Source organism: Tessaracoccus defluvii, from assembly GCF_014489575.1.
Taxonomy (GTDB): Bacteria; Actinomycetota; Actinomycetes; order Propionibacteriales; family Propionibacteriaceae; genus Arachnia; species Arachnia defluvii.
In genome coordinates, this window is record NZ_CP060789.1 from 3,556,656 (window position 1) to 3,575,223 (window position 18,568).

General features: G+C 69.7%; 14 protein-coding genes and 3 pseudogenes. 5 read left to right on the forward strand and 12 right to left on the reverse strand.

Features of this window, described 5'->3' with window-relative positions; genetic code table 11:
* Window positions 1-40: 40 nt before the first annotated feature.
* The 3 genes from H9L22_RS16740 to H9L22_RS16750 are packed head-to-tail and all read left to right on the forward strand — an operon-like array spanning window position 41 to window position 2,560.
* Window positions 41-967, forward strand: a complete 927-nt coding sequence (locus H9L22_RS16740) for a carbohydrate ABC transporter permease (protein WP_187720886.1) — start codon at window positions 41-43, stop codon at window positions 965-967.
* A complete protein-coding gene (locus H9L22_RS16745; RefSeq protein WP_187720887.1) occupies window positions 964-1,878 on the forward strand; it encodes a carbohydrate ABC transporter permease in 915 nt (304 codons plus the stop codon). Before H9L22_RS16740 ends, H9L22_RS16745 begins: the two co-directional genes overlap by 4 nt.
* A gap of 10 nt (window positions 1,879-1,888) precedes the next feature.
* On the forward strand, window positions 1,889-2,560 hold the full coding sequence (locus H9L22_RS16750) for a hypothetical protein (RefSeq protein ID WP_187720888.1): 672 nt from the start codon (window positions 1,889-1,891) through the stop codon (window positions 2,558-2,560).
* Window positions 2,561-3,266: 706 nt separating this feature from the next.
* Here the strand turns inward: H9L22_RS16750 and H9L22_RS16755 are convergent.
* The 10 genes and pseudogenes from H9L22_RS16755 to H9L22_RS16800 form a co-directional block, all read right to left on the reverse strand.
* Window positions 3,267-3,428 (reverse strand): hypothetical protein, encoded by a 162-nt coding sequence (locus H9L22_RS16755; RefSeq protein ID WP_187720889.1) that lies wholly within the window; start codon window positions 3,426-3,428, stop codon window positions 3,267-3,269.
* Window positions 3,425-3,865, reverse strand: a complete 441-nt coding sequence (locus tag H9L22_RS16760; RefSeq protein WP_226965949.1) for a hypothetical protein — start codon at window positions 3,863-3,865, stop codon at window positions 3,425-3,427. Before H9L22_RS16760 ends, H9L22_RS16755 begins: the two co-directional genes overlap by 4 nt.
* The gene (locus H9L22_RS16765; RefSeq protein WP_187720890.1) at window positions 3,862-4,218 is read right to left on the reverse strand and encodes a hypothetical protein; all 357 of its coding nucleotides are present in this window, start codon (window positions 4,216-4,218) and stop codon (window positions 3,862-3,864) included. Before H9L22_RS16765 ends, H9L22_RS16760 begins: the two co-directional genes overlap by 4 nt.
* On the reverse strand, window positions 4,215-5,069 hold the full coding sequence (locus tag H9L22_RS16770) for an SPFH domain-containing protein (RefSeq protein ID WP_187720891.1): 855 nt from the start codon (window positions 5,067-5,069) through the stop codon (window positions 4,215-4,217). The genes H9L22_RS16765 and H9L22_RS16770 overlap by 4 nt, the downstream gene beginning before the upstream one ends.
* Complete coding sequence (locus H9L22_RS16775) at window positions 5,059-5,691, reverse strand: hypothetical protein (protein WP_187720892.1); 633 nt, start codon at window positions 5,689-5,691, stop codon at window positions 5,059-5,061. Before H9L22_RS16775 ends, H9L22_RS16770 begins: the two co-directional genes overlap by 11 nt.
* A 164-nt stretch (window positions 5,692-5,855) precedes the next feature.
* A pseudogene (locus tag H9L22_RS16780) lies at window positions 5,856-8,099 on the reverse strand (nitric-oxide reductase large subunit); the annotation flags it as partial.
* 222 nt (window positions 8,100-8,321) lie between these two features.
* Window positions 8,322-10,501: pseudogene (scpA, locus tag H9L22_RS16785) on the reverse strand (methylmalonyl-CoA mutase).
* Window positions 10,502-10,507: 6 nt separating this feature from the next.
* Window positions 10,508-12,376 carry a methylmalonyl-CoA mutase small subunit gene (gene mutA / locus H9L22_RS16790; protein ID WP_187720894.1) on the reverse strand — a complete coding sequence of 623 codons (1,869 nt, stop codon included), beginning with the start codon at window positions 12,374-12,376 and terminating at the stop codon, window positions 10,508-10,510.
* Window positions 12,377-12,508: 132 nt separating this feature from the next.
* Window positions 12,509-13,326: pseudogene (folP, locus tag H9L22_RS20665) on the reverse strand (dihydropteroate synthase).
* A 65-nt stretch (window positions 13,327-13,391) separates the two neighbouring features.
* Window positions 13,392-13,805, reverse strand: coding sequence for a hypothetical protein (locus H9L22_RS16800; RefSeq protein WP_187720895.1), 414 nt, complete (start codon window positions 13,803-13,805; stop codon window positions 13,392-13,394).
* 95 nt (window positions 13,806-13,900) lie between these two features.
* Here H9L22_RS16800 and xylB point away from each other — a divergent pair, with 95 nt between their 5' ends.
* Entirely contained in the window at window positions 13,901-15,328 is a 1,428-nt protein-coding gene (gene xylB, locus H9L22_RS16805) for a xylulokinase (protein ID WP_187720896.1), read from the forward strand.
* A 1-nt stretch (window position 15,329) separates the two neighbouring features.
* On the opposite strand, the gene H9L22_RS16810 is transcribed toward xylB, so the two are convergent.
* Together H9L22_RS16810 and H9L22_RS16815 are read right to left on the reverse strand one after the other, a co-directional pair.
* The gene (locus H9L22_RS16810) at window positions 15,330-15,926 is read right to left on the reverse strand and encodes a histidine phosphatase family protein (protein WP_187720897.1); all 597 of its coding nucleotides are present in this window, start codon (window positions 15,924-15,926) and stop codon (window positions 15,330-15,332) included.
* 34 nt (window positions 15,927-15,960) lie between these two features.
* Window positions 15,961-17,883: a glycosyltransferase gene (locus H9L22_RS16815; protein WP_187720898.1), complete on the reverse strand. Its 1,923-nt coding sequence runs from the start codon at window positions 17,881-17,883 to the stop codon at window positions 15,961-15,963.
* Window positions 17,884-17,989: 106 nt separating this feature from the next.
* Between H9L22_RS16815 and H9L22_RS16820 the strand changes: the two genes are divergently transcribed.
* The gene (locus H9L22_RS16820) at window positions 17,990-18,508 is read left to right on the forward strand and encodes a gluconokinase (protein ID WP_187720899.1); all 519 of its coding nucleotides are present in this window, start codon (window positions 17,990-17,992) and stop codon (window positions 18,506-18,508) included.
* Window positions 18,509-18,568: the final 60 nt, after the last annotated feature.

The window sequence follows — 18,568 nt, forward strand, 5'->3', positions numbered from 1 at the left end:
GCCCCTCGTTCTCGCCGGTAGTCCTACGAACGGAGCGTGCATGAGCACCAAGGAACAACTGCGGCCCGGGCAGCGGGCCTTCAAACGCAAGGAGACGGTCGCCGGGTACGGCTTCCTGACGCCCTGGCTGATCGGTTTCTTCGGGTTGACCCTTCTGCCGATGGTGTACTCGCTGTACCTCTCCTTCACCAAGTACAACCTCTTCAAGGCTCCCGAGTGGATCGGCTTCGACAACTACGTCCGGCTCTTCACCCATGACCCGCAGTTCATTCACTCCGCGAAGATCACGCTGACCTACGTGCTGGTCGGCACCCCGATCCAGCTGAGCGCCGCGCTGCTCGTCGCGATGCTCCTGAACTACCGGGAGCGGGGCAGCGGCTTCTTCCGCTCGGCCTTCTACGCGCCGTCGCTGATCGGCGGCTCCGTCTCGGTGGCCATCGTGTGGCGCGCCATGTTCAACTCGGACGGCCCCGTCGACAGCTTCCTCAGCAGCATCGGCATCCACCTCGGCGGCTGGGTGGGCAACCCCAACCTCGTGCTCCCGGCGATGATCATCCTTGCCGTGTGGCAGTTCGGCGCCACGATGGTGATCTTCCTCGCAGGCCTCAAGCAGATCCCCAAGGAACTCTACGAGGCGGCTGAGATGGACGGCGCCGGTGCCTGGAGTCGCTTCCGCACCGTCACGCTCCCCATGCTGTCCCCGGTGATCTTCTTCAACCTGCTGCTCGGCCTCATCGGCGCGTTCCAGGTGTTCGCCTCGGCCTACATCATTTCGCGCGGCTCCGGCGGCCCAGCCGGCATGACGAACTTCATCACCGTCTACCTGTACAAGCGAGGCTTCTCCGACGGACAGATGGGCTACGCGGCCGCCATGGCCTGGGTCCTCCTGATCGTCGTCGCCATCATCGCCACCATCCTCTTCAGGACGCAGAAGTCCTGGGTGCACTACTCGGGAGATTCTCGATGACCACCACAGCCACCTCCGTCCAGGACACCCAGCCGGCCCGCGCCAAGGCGCCCGCCCAGCCCCGCAAGAAGATGACGCGCAAGCGGTGGCAGACCGTCGCCTGGTTCGCGCTCATGATCGCCCTGACCTGCGTGGTGCTGTACCCGCTGGTGTGGCTGTTCGTGTCGACGTTCAAGCCGAACTCGGAGTTCGGCTCCAACCCGGGTCTCATCCCGAACTCGCCCACGCTGGCGAACTACCTGAAGGTGACCGAGGGTATCGGCGGCGTCCCGATGTGGCGCTTCTTCCTGAACTCGTTCATCCTCGCCTCGCTCGCCGTCATCGGCAAGCTGCTCTCGGCTCCGATGGCGGCCTACGCCTTCGGCCGTATCAAGTTCAAGGGCGTGGGGATCTTCTTCACCGCGATGATCGGCACGCTGCTGCTGCCGTTCCACGTCGTGATCATCCCGCAGTACATCATGTTCAACGCGATGGGCCTGGTCGACACTTTCTGGCCGCTGGTGCTGCCGAAGTTCCTGGCCACTGAGGCGTTCTTCGTGTTCCTCCTTGTGCAGTTCGTCCGGCAGATGCCGCCCGAGCTGGATGAGGCGGCCCGGATCGACGGTGCCAACCACCTGCGGATCTACTGGTCGGTCATCCTGCCGCTCGTCCGCCCGGCCCTGATCACCGTCACGATCTTCGCGTTCATCTGGAGCTGGAACGACTTCCTGGGCCCGCTGCTCTACCTGACCAGCCCCGAGAACTACCCGCTCCCGATCGCGCTGCGTCTGTACAACGACCAGACGTCGTCGAGCGACTACGGCGCGACGGTCACGGCCTCGTTCGTGGCGCTGCTCCCGATCCTGATCTTCTTCATCGTGTTCCAGCGCTTCCTCGTCGACGGCGTGGCCACGCAGGGACTCAAGGGGTAGCGTGCCGACCATGGTCGACACCCCGAAGGCCCGGCGGCGCGAGGCCAGAGCAGCCAGCCGCGCGGAGAAGAGTGGCTCCGGGCCGGTCGGCTCCGACTGGCAGCCCCGGGTCAACCCGGGGGCGGGCAGCGCCTTCGGGCTCTTCGCCGAGGTGCTCCTCACCGGGCTCCTCATCACGGTCGCAGGCATCCTCATCGTGACGCTCCCGGCCGCACTGGCGGCCGGGATGCGCCACCTGAGGCGGTTCGTCTCCGCCGAGGACAGCCGCATGGCCCTGTTCTGGAGCGATCTGCGCCAGGGCGTCGTGCCCGGGCTCCCGTACGGTCTGGGCGCGGGCGTGCTCGGCGCCGTCCTGCTGCTCGACATCGACCTGGCACGCTCGGGCGCCCTCCCCGGTGGGGGCGTCGTCCAGGCCATCGGCTGGATCGGGCTGGTGGCGCTCTGCGTCGCCCTGCTGATCGCAGCGTCCGCGTGGACTCCCGAGGTGGGGTGGCGCGAGGCCTTCCGCAGCGTGCCGTCCTTCGTAAAGGGCGATCTCGCGGGGACTGGCTACGTGGTGGCCACCGTCGGATTCCTGATCGTGATCACGTGGGCGTTGACGCCGCTGCTCATCCCGGGCCTGGGCTGCGCGGCGCTGGCGGTCGTCGCGATCCCGGGGCGCCCGCGCAAGTCGGAGGACTGAGGGTCCCGGGGGCCGTGAGAGGCCCCGGTGGGCAGGGATTCTCGGCTGAAGTCCACGAATCTCCGCCGAGCAGGATCCTTGCCCCCAAGTGCACGAATCTCCGCCGAGCAGGATCCTTGCCCCCAAGTGCTCGAATCTCCGCCGAGCAGGATCCTTGCCCCCAAGTGTACGAATCTCCGCCGAGCGGCGGCTGTGTGCATATCGCCGTAGCGGCGGCTCAGTGGAGCGCAGTGTTCGGGAGAGCCAGATTTGTGCACGTGACGGTGTGGCTGGGGCTCGCTCAGCTCTGTGCGCTGGTCTGTGCTTCTGCGTCGAGCAGGCGCCTCGGCTGAAAGTGCACGAATCTCCGCCGAGCGGCGGCTGTGTGCATATCGCCGTAGCGGCGGCTCAGTGGAGCGCAGTGTTCGGGAGAGCCAGATTTGTGCCCGTGACGGCGTGCTGGGGCTCGCTCAACTCGGTGCCCTGGTCCGTGCTTCTGCGTCGAGCAGGATTCTCGGCTGAAAGTGCATGAATCTCCGTCGAGCGGCGGCTGTGTGCATATCGCCGTAGCGGCGGCTCAGTGGAGCGCAGTGTTCGGGAGAGCCAGATTCATGCACGTGACGGCGCCCCGGGGTTGCTCAACTCCTGACGACGACTCAGTTCCGGCCCACGGCTCAGCCCCGGCCCACGGCTCAGTCCCGGCCCACGACTCAACTCCTGACGACGATCAGCCCCAGCCCCCGAGGGCCCAGCAGCCAACCCCGAAGATCACCAGCCCCGCGAACATGACCACGCTCAGGAAGGCGCTCTCGGCCCCGCCCGGTTGACCGTGCTCCTTCTGGTACGCCTCGACGTCGAAGTCGGCGTCCGTCGTCGGTTCGCTGCTCATGTCAGTGCTCCAATCCGGGTGAAGTCGGAGACCAGCGCGATCGCCAGGACGACGAACACGACGGTCATGAAGAGGGTGTACATCCAGCGCTGCGGATGGTCGCTGCGCCAGAACCGTCGCATGCTGACCACCCCGTTGAGGACGGCGACGACGCACAGCGCGACGCCCACCGGCGCCGCCACCCAGCCCGCGAGGCTGAGCACCGGCACCAGCACCGGGATCAGCAGGTAGGTGATCAGGCAGCGGATCCCCGAGAAGACCACCGAGATGCGGAAGGCGTTGTGGGCCCCGCGGGTGGCGGCCCGGTCGAGCGTCGTGACCCCGAACAGCCGCCGCATGAACCGGTCCGGGGCCCCGTCGGAGCGGAAGCCCGTCTCCGGACGACCCGGGGTGCGGAGCGTCGAGTCTGCCCTTGTGGGCGCGGTCCCGGAGTTCACGAGGCACCCCCGTCGTCGATCGGAACCGGTCCGCCGTCGACCGGAACCGGCTCCCTGCCGACGCCCGGAACCGGCTCCCGGTGCGTGTGTCGCCACAGCCGGACGCCGCCCATGATGGCCAGCAGGACGCCGAGCGCGCCGATGAGGACGCCGGCGAACAGACCCCAGTAGAGCGGGTCGACGGCGACGTCGCCGTCCGGCCGCCCGAACGAGCTGCCGGTGAGGAACCCCAGCAGGGGAGCCAGGGCCGCGATGGCGACCCCGAGGATCGTCATCCAGAAGCCCGGGGCGGTCGGCTCGAGCCGGATGGGCCGCCCAGGGGTGATGACTGGTTCGGTTGCTGCTTGACTCATCGGGATTCACCTTCCAGATTGCGGTCTACGACGGCGAGGCCGGGCTTCCGCTGCGGGGCCGGGGGCGCCGGCTCCGCATGGCCGCCGGAGGTGGCCTGGTCGACGGCCCGCACGAGCGGGCCGATGATGTCCATTGGGAGCGGGAACACGACGGTCGAGTTCTGGTCCGCCCCCAGTTCCAGCAGTGTCTGCAGGTAGCGCAGCTGCAACGAGGCCGGGGCCTCGCTGAGCGTCAGCGCCGCGTCACGCAGCTCGTGCGAGGCCTGCAGCTCGCCGTGGGCGCTGATCACCTTCGCGCGACGCTCGCGCTCGGCCTCCGCCTCCCGCGCCATCGCCCGCTGCATCATCTCGGGGATCTCCACGTCCTTGATCTCCACGACGGCTACCTCGACGCCCCACTTCTCCGTCTGCTCGGCGATGGAGTGCTTGAGGTCCTCGTTGAGGTCGGCGCGGTGTGCCAGCAGGGTGTCGAGGTCCGCGCGGCCGACGACGGAGCGCAGCGTGGTCTGGGCGAACTGCGAGGTGGCCACGGCGTGGTTCTCGACCGACATGACCGACTGCACGGGGTCCGTCACTCGGAACATCACGACGGCGTTGACGCGGGCCGTCACGTTGTCCTTCGTGATGACCTCCTGCGGCGGGATCGTCAGGGTGACGACGCGCAGGTCGACCCGCACCATCCGGTCGAGCAGCGGGAACATCCAGATGATCCCAGGGCCGAGGGGCCCCCGCAGCCTGCCGAGCCTGAACGCCACCACCCGCTCGTACTCGCGCACGATGCGGATGGAGGCGAGGACCAGCGTGATCAGCACGACCACCACCACGAGGGTCACGGTGAGTTCAGTCGGCATGGTTCGCCCTCCTGTCGGACGCGTAGCTGGTGCGCCGTCGTAGCAGGGCCGCCGCCGCAGCCTCGCGCTCGGCGAGCGTCTCGTCAAGCGTGCGGACGACGGCGCCGAGCGGGTCGGCGGGGGTCCGACGCAGGTGCGACCACAACGGCAACGCACCGACGGCGATCGCCACGGCCGTGACCAGGACCAGCAGCCGGCCGGCGCCGTCGACGGTGAACGCCGTCGCCGCCGGCCAGGCGACCGCCAGCACCGTCACCGAGCACGCGATCCCGCGGTGGAAGCGGGCCGACTCGGAGGCCGGCCAGCTGTCCACGAACCGCCGCATCTCGCGCCCGTCGTTCGACGACGTGCAGGTGTCCTTGACGGGGCACGCGTTGCACACCGACGGGCTGCCCCGGTACCGCATGACGCGGTTGTCCGGGTCGAACGACTTGGGCCACAGCCACTGGTCCTCCGGGCAGAGCCAGGCGTCGTGGTCCTCGTGGTAGACGAACCCGCCGTTGCGCTGCTCGAGGAGCCGGTTCTGGGCGCGGCGGGCCAGCCGGTCGATCCCGTAGGCGACGAGCAGCAGGACCAGGCCGTACCCGGCGGCCAGCCAGGCGGTCACCTCGATGCCGGTCATGTGTCCGCCTCGGGTGGTGCCGGAGGTCTGCGGTCGGAGGCGTAGCGGCTCGGTGGCAGGTCGGCGGCGCCGGTTCCCGCACCCGCACCCCCACCCGCGCCCCCATCCGCGCCCGTCGCCGTCGACGCCGCGAGGCCCGTGCGGTCCTCGCGCGCCTCGTCATGCTCGATGACGAACAGCGTCTCCGGTTCCATCACGGTGACGGTCGGCTTGATGCCGTGACGGATGCCGAGGAACGTGATCCACACGAAGGGCAGGATGCCGGCGATGAACACGATGTCGCCTGGCATGCGCATCCACTCGAGGATGACGTTGCCGGGCGTCGCGATGTAGCCGAGCGTGCGGGCCTCGTAGTAGCCCTCGTTGACCGAGTGCCACAGCTGCAGCACGCCGAGCGGCAGCAGCGTCGCGAACACCATCCAGGCCAGCCCGATGTTGAGGCACCAGAAGGAGAACTTCGCCAGCCGGTCCGGCCATCGCTCGGGAGGGATCATGTAGCGCAGCGCGAACAGGGCCAGGCCGATGGCGAGCATGCCGTAGACGCCCATCATGGAGCCGTGCGCATGGTTGGCCGTCAGCGCGGTGCCGATCTGGTAGTACGACACGATCGGCAGGTTGATGAGGAAGCCGAAGATGCCGGCACCCACGAAGTTCCAGAAGCCGACGGCGACCAGGAACATGACCGCCCACCGGTGCGGGAACGGCATGCTACTGCGCGACTCCTGCCGGGAGCCGAGCTGCAGGAAGGTCCACGCCTCGACCGTCAGGAACGTCAGCGGGATCACCTCGAGAGCGGAGAAGAACGCGCCGAGGGCCATGTGCTCCACCGGCGTGCCGGAGAAGTACAGGTGGTGCATCGTGCCGATGACGCCGCCGACCGAGTAGAGGATCACGTCCATGAAGATGATCTGGATGGCGATCTTGCGGCGCACCACGCCGAGCATCACGAAGATGTAGGCGACCATGACGGTGGTGAACAGCTCGAGGAAGTCCTCCACCCACAGGTGGACCACCCAGAACCGCCAGAACTCGGCCACCGTCAGCTGGGTGTCGGTCGTGGCCAGCAGGCCCACGCCGTAGAAGGCGGGGATGGCGAGCCCGGAGTACAGGAACAGCCAGGGCATGTTGAACTTCGACTCCGTCCGCAGCCGGGAACGGATCGCCCGGTAGATGATCGCGATCCACAGGAACAGCCCGATCACCAGCAGGATCTGCCAGAAGCGCGGCAGGTCGAGGTACTCCCACTGCTGCGAGAAGAAGATCGATCCCTTGGCCCAGTCCGGCCCGAAGATCGAGACGGCCGTGCCGACGACGGTGCCCAGGACGACCACGACCAGCGCGCCCAGCAGCCCGTAGGTGAGCCAGTGCTGCCGCTTGGGTTCCCGGCCGGAGATGATCGGCGCGAGGAAGATCGCCGCCGCCAGGAAGGCGGCCGCGGTCCACAGCAGCGACAGCTGCACGTGCCAGGTCCGGGCGAGGTTGTAGGGCAGGAGTTGGGCGAGGTCGATGCCGAAGAAGCTGGACAGCTCCGCCCGGTAGTGCTCGACGGCGGCGCCGAGGAGTGTCTGCCCGAGGAAGAGCACCGACACGATGAAGAAGAACCAGGCGGTCGCCTTCTGCGACTTGGTGATGCCGACCTGTCCGGGCTGCTTGAACGACAGCGCAGGGACCTCGCTGCTCTTCCAGCCGATCTTGCGGCTCCACCGGCCGTAGACCGCGAAGAGGGCGCCGAGGCCGGCGAGCAGCGCGATCAGCGACATGGCCGACCAGACGAGGATGTCAGCCGTCGGCTTGTTGTCGACGCGCGGCTCCGGGGGCCAGTTGTTGGTGTACGTGTAGTCCTGGTTCGGGCGCTCCGTGGAGGCCGCCCACGCCGTCCAGCTGAAGAACGCCGTCAGCTCGTGGATCTCATCCGGGTCGGTGATGACCGAGGGGAGGAGCCCGAACTCGGTGGTCGGGGTGCCGAAGTAGCCGGCGTAGTAGTCGCGGATCTCGAGGAACGCGCTGGCCTGTTCCGGGGTGTAGACGAGGATGCCGGTCGCCTCGTCGTAGCGGTTCTCCCGCATCATGTCGATGGTGGCCTGGGTCGGGTCCTGGACGCCGTTGTCGGCGAGCTCAGCCTTGACATGCTCGCTCGCCAGGCGCAGATACTCGGCGGTGTAGTCGGGGCCGAGGTAGGCGCCGTGTCCGACGATGGATCCGTACTGCTGGAGGCCGCGCGCCAGGAAGATCTCCTGCCCTGCCGTCACATCCGCGTCGGTGAAGATCTCCTCGCCGCTGTCGGCGACGACCTGCTGGGGGAGGGGCATCGAATCGGTGTAGGTGCGATAGGCGAGGAAGCCCATCACGAAGAATCCGAAGACGAAGACCAGGGCGACGCCCTGTACCCACCCTTTCGATATCACCAGTTCAGCCCGGTTGGGCTTCAGATCTGGATTGTCTGTTGCCTGACTCACTGCTCGCACCACCTGTTCCTGACGAGGGATTCGGCCGCTGCTGGGTCGTGGGAAAGACCCTAATCAAGGTTCTTACGGTCTGTTCGTGTTTACCCGAATAGGTCGGTGGCGAGCAGGGAGGATGCCAAAGGGGCCCGGACGCGCAATGCGTCCGGGCCCCTCAGGTGGTGGTGGTCAGTCCTCGATCTGATCGATCAGCTTCGTCAGCAGATCGACGGCGGCCTCGGGATGATCGTGCCGGGCGGGTAGATCGCGTCAGCACCATTCTCGCGGAGCTCCGCGAAGTCCTGGCTCGGGATCACGCCGCCGACGACGATCATCAGATCGTCGCGGCCGAGCTTGTCCAGCTCCTCACGCAGCGCGGGCACCAGGGTGAGGTGGCCGGCCGCGAGGGAGGAGACGCCGACCACGTGCACGTCGGATTCGACGGCCTGGCGGGCGACCTCCTCGGGGGTCTGGAACAGGGGACCGACGTCGACGTCCATGCCGAGGTCGGCATAGGCCGTCGCGATGACCTTCTGGCCACGGTCGTGACCGTCCTGGCCCATCTTGGCGATCAGGATGCGGGGACGACGCCCCTCCTTCGCCTCGAAGTCGGCCACGAGGCCGCGGGCCTTCTCGACGGACTCGGACGAACCGGATTCCTTGTTGTACACACCGGAGATGGTACGGATCTGCGCGGTGTAGCGCCCGTAGACCTTCTCGAGTGCGCTGGAGATCTCGCCGACGGAGGCCTTGGCGCGGGCCGCGTCGATCGCGACCTTGAGCAGGTTGCGGTCGGGATCCGTCGGATCCGGGTTCGCGGCCGCCCAGGTGACGCGCTCCAGCATGGCCTGGGTGACGGCCTCGTCGCGCTCGGCGCGCAGCTGCTCCAGCTTGGCGATCTGGGACTCGCGCACGGCCTTGTTGTCGACCTTCAGGACCTCGAGGGCATCCTCGTTGTCGAGCCGGTACTTGTTGACGCCGATCACCGGCTGACGGCCGGAGTCGATGCGGGCCTGCGTGCGGGCCGCGGCCTCCTCGATGCGCATCTTCGGGATGCCGGCCTCGATGGCCTTGGCCATGCCACCGGCGGCCTCGACCTCCTGGATCCGCTCCCATGCCTTGCGGGCGAGCTGCTCCGTGAGCTTCTCGACGTAGGCGGAACCGGCCCACGGGTCGACCGTGCGCGTGGTGCCCGACTCCTGCTGCAGGAACAGCTGGGTGTTGCGGGCGATGCGGGCGGAGAAGTCCGTCGGCAGCGCGATGGCCTCGTCGAGGGCGTTGGTGTGCAGCGACTGGGTGTGACCCTGGGTCGCGCCCATCGCCTCGACACAGGTGCGGACCACGTTGTTGTAGACGTCCTGCGCGGTCAGCGACCAGCCGGAGGTCTGCGAGTGGGTACGCAGCGACATCGACTTCGGGTTCTTCGGCCCGAACTCCCGCACGAGGCGCGCCCACAGCAGACGCGCAGCGCGCATCTTGGCGACCTCCATGTAGAAGTTCATGCCGATGGCCCAGAAGAAGGACAGCCGCGGCGCGAACGCGTCGACGTTCAGGCCCACCGACTCGCCGGCGCGGATGTACTCCACGCCGTCGGCCAGCGTGTAGGCCATCTCGATGTCAGCCGTCGCGCCCGCCTCCTGCATGTGGTAGCCGGAGATGGAGATCGAGTTGAACCGGGGCATGTTCGCCGAGGTGTAGGCGAAGATGTCGGCGATGATCTTCATCGACGGCTGCGGCGGGTAGATGTAGGTGTTGCGGACCATGAACTCCTTCAGAATGTCATTCTGAATGGTTCCGGCCAGCTGCTCAGGCTTGACGCCCTGCTCCTCGGCGGCGACGACGTAGAGGGCCAGGATCGGCAGCACTGCGCCGTTCATGGTCATCGACACCGACATCTGGTCGAGCGGGATGCCGTCGAACAGCTGCCGCATGTCGAGGATCGAGTCGACGGCCACGCCGGCCATGCCGACGTCGCCCGACACACGCGGGTGATCCGAGTCGTAGCCACGGTGCGTCGCCAGGTCGAAGGCGATCGACAGGCCCTTCTGGCCGGCCGCGAGGTTGCGGCGGTAGAAGGCGTTCGACTCCTCGGCGGTGGAGAAGCCCGCGTACTGGCGGACCGTCCACGGCTGGTTGACGTACATGGTGGCGTACGGGCCACGCAGGAACGGCGGGATACCGGGCGCGGTCTCGAGGAAGTCGAGGCCCTTCAGCTCGGCATCGCCGTACAGCGGCGGGACCAGGATGTGCTCCGGCGTCTGCCAGCCGGCGGACTGCCCGGCCGACTCCGTCAGCGCCTCGAACTGGGTGGCTGCGTCCGCGGGGGCCGCGCCTCCCAGTGCGATGTCAGTGAAACGGGGGATGCTCATCGTTTCTCAGGCTCCCAACTTGTTCAGGGTGTTGGTCAGCAGTTCGACCACGTTCATGCCGTCGAACACGTTCCCGTCGACAGCGGCATCGCCGCCCTCGCCGAGTTCCTTGATCTGGCCGGCCAGGAGCACCTGCTCGGCGCCGGCGGCGCGCAGCGCCTCGGCGACGGCGATGCCCTGGGCCGCGTAGACCTTGGCGCTGGAGCAGAGGACGGCGACGGTGGTGCCGGCCTCCTTCAGCTTGGCGGCGAAGTCCTCGGGCGTCGCGCCCTCGGCCAGCACCGTCTCGATCCCGCCGACCTGGAACAGGTTCGACGTGAAGCCTTCCCGGCCGCCGAAGTCGCGGCGGGCGCCGAGGCAGGCGAGCAGGACCTTGGGGCTGCCGCCGGCTGCGCGGGCCGCATCGGAGCGGTCACGCAGGGCCTCGAACACCGCGGAGTCGCGCACGACGCCCAGGCCGGACAGCGCGGGGGCCGCGGGCCGGGGACGACGGTCGAGCTTGTCCTCGGTGTAGTTCGGGAACATCGAGACGCCCGTCAGGGGCAGCTTGCGGGTGGCGAGCAGCGTGGCGCGTGCCTCGTTCAGCTCCTGCAGCTGGGCTGCGATGGTGCCGTCGGCCAGCTTCGCGGCGAAGCCTTCGCCGTCGAGTTCCTGGAACACGGCCCAGGCCTTCTCTGACAGCTGCGCCGTCAGCGACTCGACGAACCAGGAGCCTCCGGCGGGGTCGTTGACCCGGCCGACGTTCGACTCCTCTGCGAGCACGATCTGCGTGTTGCGCGAGACCCGGCGGGCCAGCTCGTTCGGCAGGCCGCTGGCCGCGTCGAACGGGAGGACCGTCTGGATCTCGGCGCCGCCAGCGGAGGCCGCGAAGCAGGAGATCGTGCCGCGCAGCATGTTGACGTACGCGTCGTCGCGGGAGATCTCGCGCAGCGAGGTGACCGCGTGCTGGATGGCGCCGCGGCGGGACTCGGTGACGCCGAGCACCTCGCCGATCCGCGACCACAGGCCGCGCAGGGCGCGCAGGCGGGAGATGGTGGCGAACTGGTCGGTGGTGGCCGACACGCGGAACAGGATCGAGTCGAACGCCTCGTCGACGCTCATTCCGGCCCCGGTCAGTGCACGGACGTACTCGACGCCGACGGCGATGGCGTAGGCCAGCTCGTGGACGTCGCCGGCTCCGGCGTTGTGGTAGATCGTGGCGTCGACGACGATCGGGCGGACCTTCTCGAACGGCTTCGCCAGCTCGACGGCCTCGGCCAGGACGGCGAGGTCGGCCGGGGTGCCCGCCTGTGCAGCGGCGCCGATCGGATCGACGCCGAAGTTGCCCTCGACGGCGCCCGCGTGGTGCTGCGCGGCGAACACAGCGGCCAGCGCGCGGGCGGCCTCGATCTGCTGGGTCGTGCTGGTGAGCAGCACGGGCGCGAGGTCGAGGAGCACGTCGGTGAGGACCGCGGCGATGTCAGCCGGCGCGATCGCGTCGACGTCGGCACGCAGGAAGACGGCGGTGTTGCCGCGCTCCAGATCGTTCATGAGGGCGCGCTTCGTCTCGGCGACGTCGGGGTCCTCGTGCAGCTGCGCGACCTGCCAGGCGTCCATCGAGCCGGATCGCACGGTGGTGCCGCGGACGAACGGGGCGACGCCCGGGTAGCCGAGCTCCTCGACGCCGTCGTCCTTGGTGTACAGGGGCTTGATGGTCAGCCCGTCGACTGTTGTGCTGGTCAGACGCTGATACGCCTGATCGATACCCAGCTCCTTGCCCTCTGGGCGCTTCCGGTTGAGGACCTTGAGGACTTCCTTCTCCCAGGCTTCCCGGGAAGGAGTCTCAAAATCCGCGGCCAGGCTGATGTCGGCCGCACTGGTGGCTTGATCGCTCATCGCTCTCCGTCTTTCTTAGGGTGATTGACCCGGGTCCAACCCTAACCTCCGGGGTATTCAGCGTGGAGTGGGGGCGGAGGTTGGGTGCTGAGCCCCGTTTGCTATAAATGGTCTGACCATTGATGAATCCGGTCAGCGTCCCCGCTCCGCGCGGGCCGGTGGTCGGTCGCCGCGGATGCTGGCCACCATGTCGAGGACCCGCCGCGTGGCGAGGACGTCGTGGGCCCGGAACACCGTCGCCCCTTGCCAGGCCGCGATCGCTGTCGCCGCGAGGGTGCCCTCCAGGCGCTCGTCCGCGGGCAGGTCGAGCGTCTCCCCGACGAAGTCCTTCCGCGAGATCGCCTGCAGCACGGGGTAGCCGAGGTCGACGATGCGGGCGGTGGCGGCGACCAGCGCGAGCGAGTTCGGGGTGGTCTTGCCGAAGTCGAGGGTCGGATCCACGAGGATCCGCTCGGGGGCAGGCCTGCTGCCTCCGCGCGGGCCGCTCCGTCGGCCAGCACGCGCAGCACGTCGAGCACGACCGCGTCGCCGGGCCCGTAGTCGATTCCGACAGGATCGGTGCGCGGTGGGAGGCCGCCCGTGTGGGAGACGACATATCCACACCCCGCGCGGGCCGCGACGCCCACCAGCTCCGGGTCTGTGCCCTGCCAGGTGTCGTTGACCAGGTCGACCAGCCCCGAGCACGCCTCGGCGACCTCGGCCCGCCAGGTGTCCAGCGAGGTCAGCAGCCCGGGGGCCCGCTCGCGCAGCGCCCGCAGGACCGGCCGGACGCGGTCGATCTCCTCGGCCACGTCGACCCAGTCACCCTCCTGGCCGGCGCGGACGCCGCCGATGTCGACGACGCTGACACCCTCGTCGACCATCGTCAGCGCCCGGTCGACGGCGGCGTCGACGTCGGCGTGCCGAGCGGGCGCGTAGAACGAGTCGGGGGTGCGGTTGATGATGCCCATCACGGCCGGCCGGGCGGCGTCGAAGCGTTGCCCCCGCAGTACGAGGGCCGTCGGCTGGGGGAGACTCACTCGTGCCCGGGGAGGGCCTGGAGCTCGACGAGCCGCGTGTTGACGTGGGTCAGGATCTCGGCCGTCTCGGCGTTCAGCGCCTTGAGGGCCCGACGGCGGGGAGCGCCGGTGTTGGCGTTCCAGGCGAGGTCGCCGCGGACCCGCAGCGCCCTGGTCTGCCGCCGCCACCCGTCCGGCTCGGTGGCGTCGGGGAATGTCTGATCGACGGCGTCGGCCGCCGCCTCGATCGCCGCGAGCTTGGCCTCGAAGCGTGTCTTCGGTTTGTCGGAACGCGCGGCCTCCTTCAGTTTGGCCAGCGCGTCGTCGATGCCCGCGCTGATCTGTGGGTTCTCGCGCAGGGCGGTGAACAGCGCGATGGTCGTCGCTATCACCCCGCTGGCGGTCTTCACGATGGTGCCGAGCTTGCTCATGTGGGCAAGTCTAGGAGCCGGTGGCCACACCGGTGGGCGTCGCGCAGCCACCTGTATTAGGATCACCGTCAAACAAACTCAGCGAGGAGTCCCTCATGGCATTGGTTGCTGGCATTGATTCGTCGACCCAGTCGTGCAAGGTCGTCGTCGTCGACGGCGAGACCGGCGCGATCGTCGCGAGCGGGCGCGCCGCCCACCCCGACGGCTCCGAGGTGGCTCCCGCCGCCTGGTGGGCCGCGCTGCAGGAGGCGGCCGCGCAGGTGGATCTCAGCGGTGTCGTCGCCGCGGCCGTCGCGGGCCAGCAGCACGGCATGGTCGTCCTCGACGCCGACGGCGAGGTGATCCGCGACGCGCTGCTCTGGAACGACACCCGCTCCGCGCAGGCCGCCGAGGACCTGATCGTCGACCTCGGCGACGGCGACCGTGCGGCCGGGGCCCGGGCCTGGGCGGAGGCCGTCGGGCTGGTGCCGCTCGCCTCGTACACCGTCACGAAGCTGCGTTGGCTCGCCGACAACGAGCCGGAGAATGCCGCCCGGGTCGCCGCCGTCGCCCTCCCGCACGACTGGCTGACCTGGAAGCTTCTCGGCACCGGCCGCCTCGAGGATCTCGTCACCGACCGCTCCGACGCCTCCGGCACGGGCTACTTCGATCCCGTCACGAACCTCTACCGTCGCGACATCCTCGCCGCCGCACTGCGGATCGACGAGGCTGCGGCCGCCCGGATCGTGCTGCCGCGGATCGCGGGGCCGGGTGAGGTCGTCGGTGTCGGCACCCTTGCCGGTCAGTCCGTGAAGCTCGGCGCGGGTGCCGGCGACAACGCCGGTTCGGCGCTGGGCATGGGGCTGACCGCGGGCGATGTCGTCGTCTCCATCGGCACGTCCGGCGTCGTCTGCGGCGTCTCGGATGTGCCCAGCCGAGACGCCACGGGTCTGGTGTCCGGCTTCGCCGACGCGACCGGGCAGTACCTGCCGCTGGCCTGCACCCTCAACGGGGCGCGCGTGTTCGACTCGACGGCGCGGCTGCTCGGCGTCGACCACAAAGAGCTCAGCGACCTGGCGCTCGCCGCGGCCCCCGGCGCCGGCGGCCTGGTGTTCGTCCCGTTCATGGAGGGGGAGCGCACCCCGAACCTGCCCGACGCCACCGGCTCCCTGCACGGGGCGACGCTGACGTCGATGACGCGGGAGAACCTTGCCCGCGCTGCCGTCGAGGGAGTGCTGTGTTCCCTGGTCGACGCGCTGGACTGCCTGCGGGCCTCGGGCGGCGAGGTGCGACGCGTCCTCCTCACTGGCGGCGCGGCCGCCTCGCCCGCCGTGCAGGCGATCGCCCCGACCCTCTTCGACGTGCCGCTGGCCATGCCGCCCGCCGGAGAGTATGTGGCGCTGGGCGCGGCGCGCCAGGCCGCCTGGGCCGACGCGGGAACCGGAGAACCGCCTGTGTGGCCGCTCGAGGTCGTCGACCTGCCCGCGGCCGGGCACGAGCCGGGCGTCGTCGAGGCGTACCGCTCGGTGCGCCCCTGGAGCTGACCTACTCGGGATCGATCTGGTAGGTCGAGCCCCAGCGCTCGATCTTCCAGCCGGTCTGGGTGGAGCCGTTCAGCACGATCCACTCGGTGTTCTTCAGCGGCGGGGCCAGGTGGAAGCCGATCGGATCCTGCGAGATCGCCCACACCCGCAGCGCCGCGCCGTGGCTGACCAGCGCGACGCGCTCGTCGCCGGCCTGCTCCATCGCGGCGACGGCGTTGGTGAAGCGGGTCATGAACTCGCGGGCCGTCTCGCCGCCCTCGAGGCCGACGTCCAGGTTCGTGGGCGACCACGAGTTCAGCATGTCGACGTAGGCCTGCCAGTCGGTGTTCATCTCCTCGACTCCCGCGGCGATCTCCTGGATCCCGTCGGCGATCACGGCCTGCAGCCCGCGCGCCTTCGCCAGGGGGGCGGCGGTCTGCTGCGCCCGGGTCAGGGTGGAGCAGTAGAGGGCGTCGATCGGTTCGTGCGCGATGGCCTCCACGAGGGCCTCCGCTTGCGCGAGGCCGGTCTCGTCGAGGGGGGCGCCGGGGAATGCGGTGTCCAGCGCGAGGTCGACGTTGGACTTGGTCTGGCCGTGGCGGATGAGGATGAGACGCATGCGAGCACCCTACCGGGGCGCCCCGACGGCCCCGTCAGGCGAGGTGTGGAAACGAGCCACGCAGCCCGGTGGAGGTGACGATCGATTCGGTCTGGCCGCCGGAGTGGGTGATGGTGGCGCCGTCGTCGTGGACAGTGAGCTGGGTGCGGTGGTGTCGCAGCGCCTCGGCCACCCGGGGCAGGTAGCCCGTCAGCTCGAACCAGCGGTCGGCCCGGTCCCGGTGCGGGGTCAGCGCCGCGAAGGGGATCCCGACGGTGGCCGCCGCGGCCTTGGTGAGGTGGTGTGCACGCACGTGGTCGGGGTGGCCGTAGCCTCCGTCGTCGTCGTAGCTGACGGCGAGGTCGGCCCGGACGGCGCGCAGGAAGGCGGCGATGTCGGCGACCGCCTCGGCCTCGTCGGCCAGGGAGAAGGAGTCGGCGGCGGCGTCCTCACCGGGCCCAGCGACGCCCTCGGAGACCCAGCGCATGCCGGAGTCGAGGTAGCGACGTGGCTCGCCGACGCGGGCAGGCGGCAGCCCGAGGAACGCGTGGGTCGGCACCCCGAGCGCGGCGAGGGCGCCGGCGAGCTCGGCCTCGCGCCGCTGCTCGAGCTGGGGTGTGCCCACGAGGTGGGACAGCGGTCCGGCGACGACCTCGCCCTGCTCGCCCCGGGTCGCCGTCAGGACGGAGACGCCCAAGCCCTCGTCGACGAGGTGGGCGATGAGAGCGCCCGACGCCAGCGTCTCGTCGTCGGGATGCGCGTGGACGAACGCGACGTGCCGGATGGGGCCGGCGGCGATCGCGCGCCGGTAGGCCTCGCGGGTCCTGGCGGCCACCACCGGCCAGCCCATGGCCTCGGCCCGCTGCCGTCCGGTCGCGGCTAGCTGGGCCCGGCGTGCCGGGTCGGCGAGCAGGGAGCCGATGACGTCGGCCCAGTCGTCGGGAACGTGTGTCGGGACGAGCAGGCCGGTGTGGGTGTTGCAGATGGCCTCGGTGAGGCCGCCCGCCGCGGCTGCGACGACGGGGACGCCCGACGACGAGGCCTCCAGCGCGATCAGGCCGAACGTCTCCGAATACGACGGCACCAGCACCAGGCCGGCGTGCCTGATCATGCGGGCGAGCGAGTCGCGGTCCTGCCCCGGCAGGAAGGTGACCCGGTCGGCCACGCCCTCGTCGACGGCGAGCTGGCGCAGTTCGTCGGCGTAGGGGGCGAAATCGGCGGACGCCTCGCCGACGAGCACCAGGTCGGGTCGGATCTCCTCATCGATCCGTGCGAGGGCGCGGATGGCCAGGTCGGGGGCCTTCAGCGGCTGCAGTCGCGCCGCGAACAGCAGGTAGCCGGGGCGGACGGCGGGGGTCGGGGTCCAGGTGTCGCCGGGGGCCGCGGGGTGGAACAGCCCGGTGTCGACGCCGGGGTGGATGACGGTGACGCGCTGCGGATCGGCCTGGCAACGGCCGATGACGACGGCGGCCTCGTGGCGCGAGACGGCGATGATCATGTCCGACTGCGTCGCGCAGACGATCTCGCCGTCGAGCCGGCCGGGCGACTCCGGCGGCTCGCCCTCCCGCAGCGACGAGTTCGGGTGGGCCGCGACCGAGTGGAAGGTCATCACGTGCGGGATGCCGGCCGCCTTCGCGAGCGGCAGCGCCGCGACTCCTGACATCCAGTGGTGCGAGTGGACGACGTCGAAGCGGTCGAGCGGACCGAGGTTGGCGCGGAACTCGTCGATGTGGCGGTCGATCTCGCTCTTGGGCAGCGGCGTCGCCGGGCCGGCCGTGACGTGGTGGACGACCATGCCGTCGAGGTCGGTCGTGTCCGGCTGCGACGCGGAACTGCGGCGGGTGAAGAACTCGACGTCGACGCCGTCGTCGACGAGCGCTCTGGCGAGTGCCCTGATCAGCACGTTCATCCCGCCCGCGTCCGCGGTGCCCGCCCGCTCGGCGGGGGAGGTGTGCAGGGAGATGAAGGCCACGCGCATGGCCCCGAAGCTACACGAGCCCTGCTGCCGGTGGAGGTGGCGATGTGGAAGGGTGGTGCCCGTTCCCCGGGGGCCGGCCCCGTGGCCGCGAGCGAGGTGATGGGCGATGCCGACGCATCTGGTGGTGATGGGGGCCGCCGGTACCGGGAAGACGACCGTCGCCGAGCGCCTTGCCGGGGTCCTCGGGCTGCCGATGGCCGAGGGCGACGACTTCCACCCCGGGAGCAACCGGGACAAGATGTCGGCAGGCATCCCGCTGGTCGACGAAGACCGCTGGCCGTGGCTGCGGGCTCTGCGGGACTGGATGTCGGCGCGGGCGGGGGAGGGATCGTCGACGGTGGTCGCGTGCTCGGCGCTGCGCGTGGCGTACCGGGACGTGCTGCGGGAGGCGGACGGCGACGTCTTCTTCGTCCACCTGGTGTTGCCGGCGGCTGAGAACCTGGATCGTCTCGAGGCGCGGCCCGGCCACTTCATGAAGGGCGGGATGCTGGACTCGCAGCTCGCGACGCTGGAGCCGCTGGGAGCGGGCGAGGCTGGGCTCGAGGTGGTCAACACGGGTGACCCGGACGATGTCGTCGCGGACGCCGTCGCGCGCCTGCGTGCGCTGCTGCCCGACCTCGGCTGACGGCGCGCCCGCCCGAATTGTCGCCGCCGCGATCAGGGTGCTAGTGTTTGGCGTCGGGTC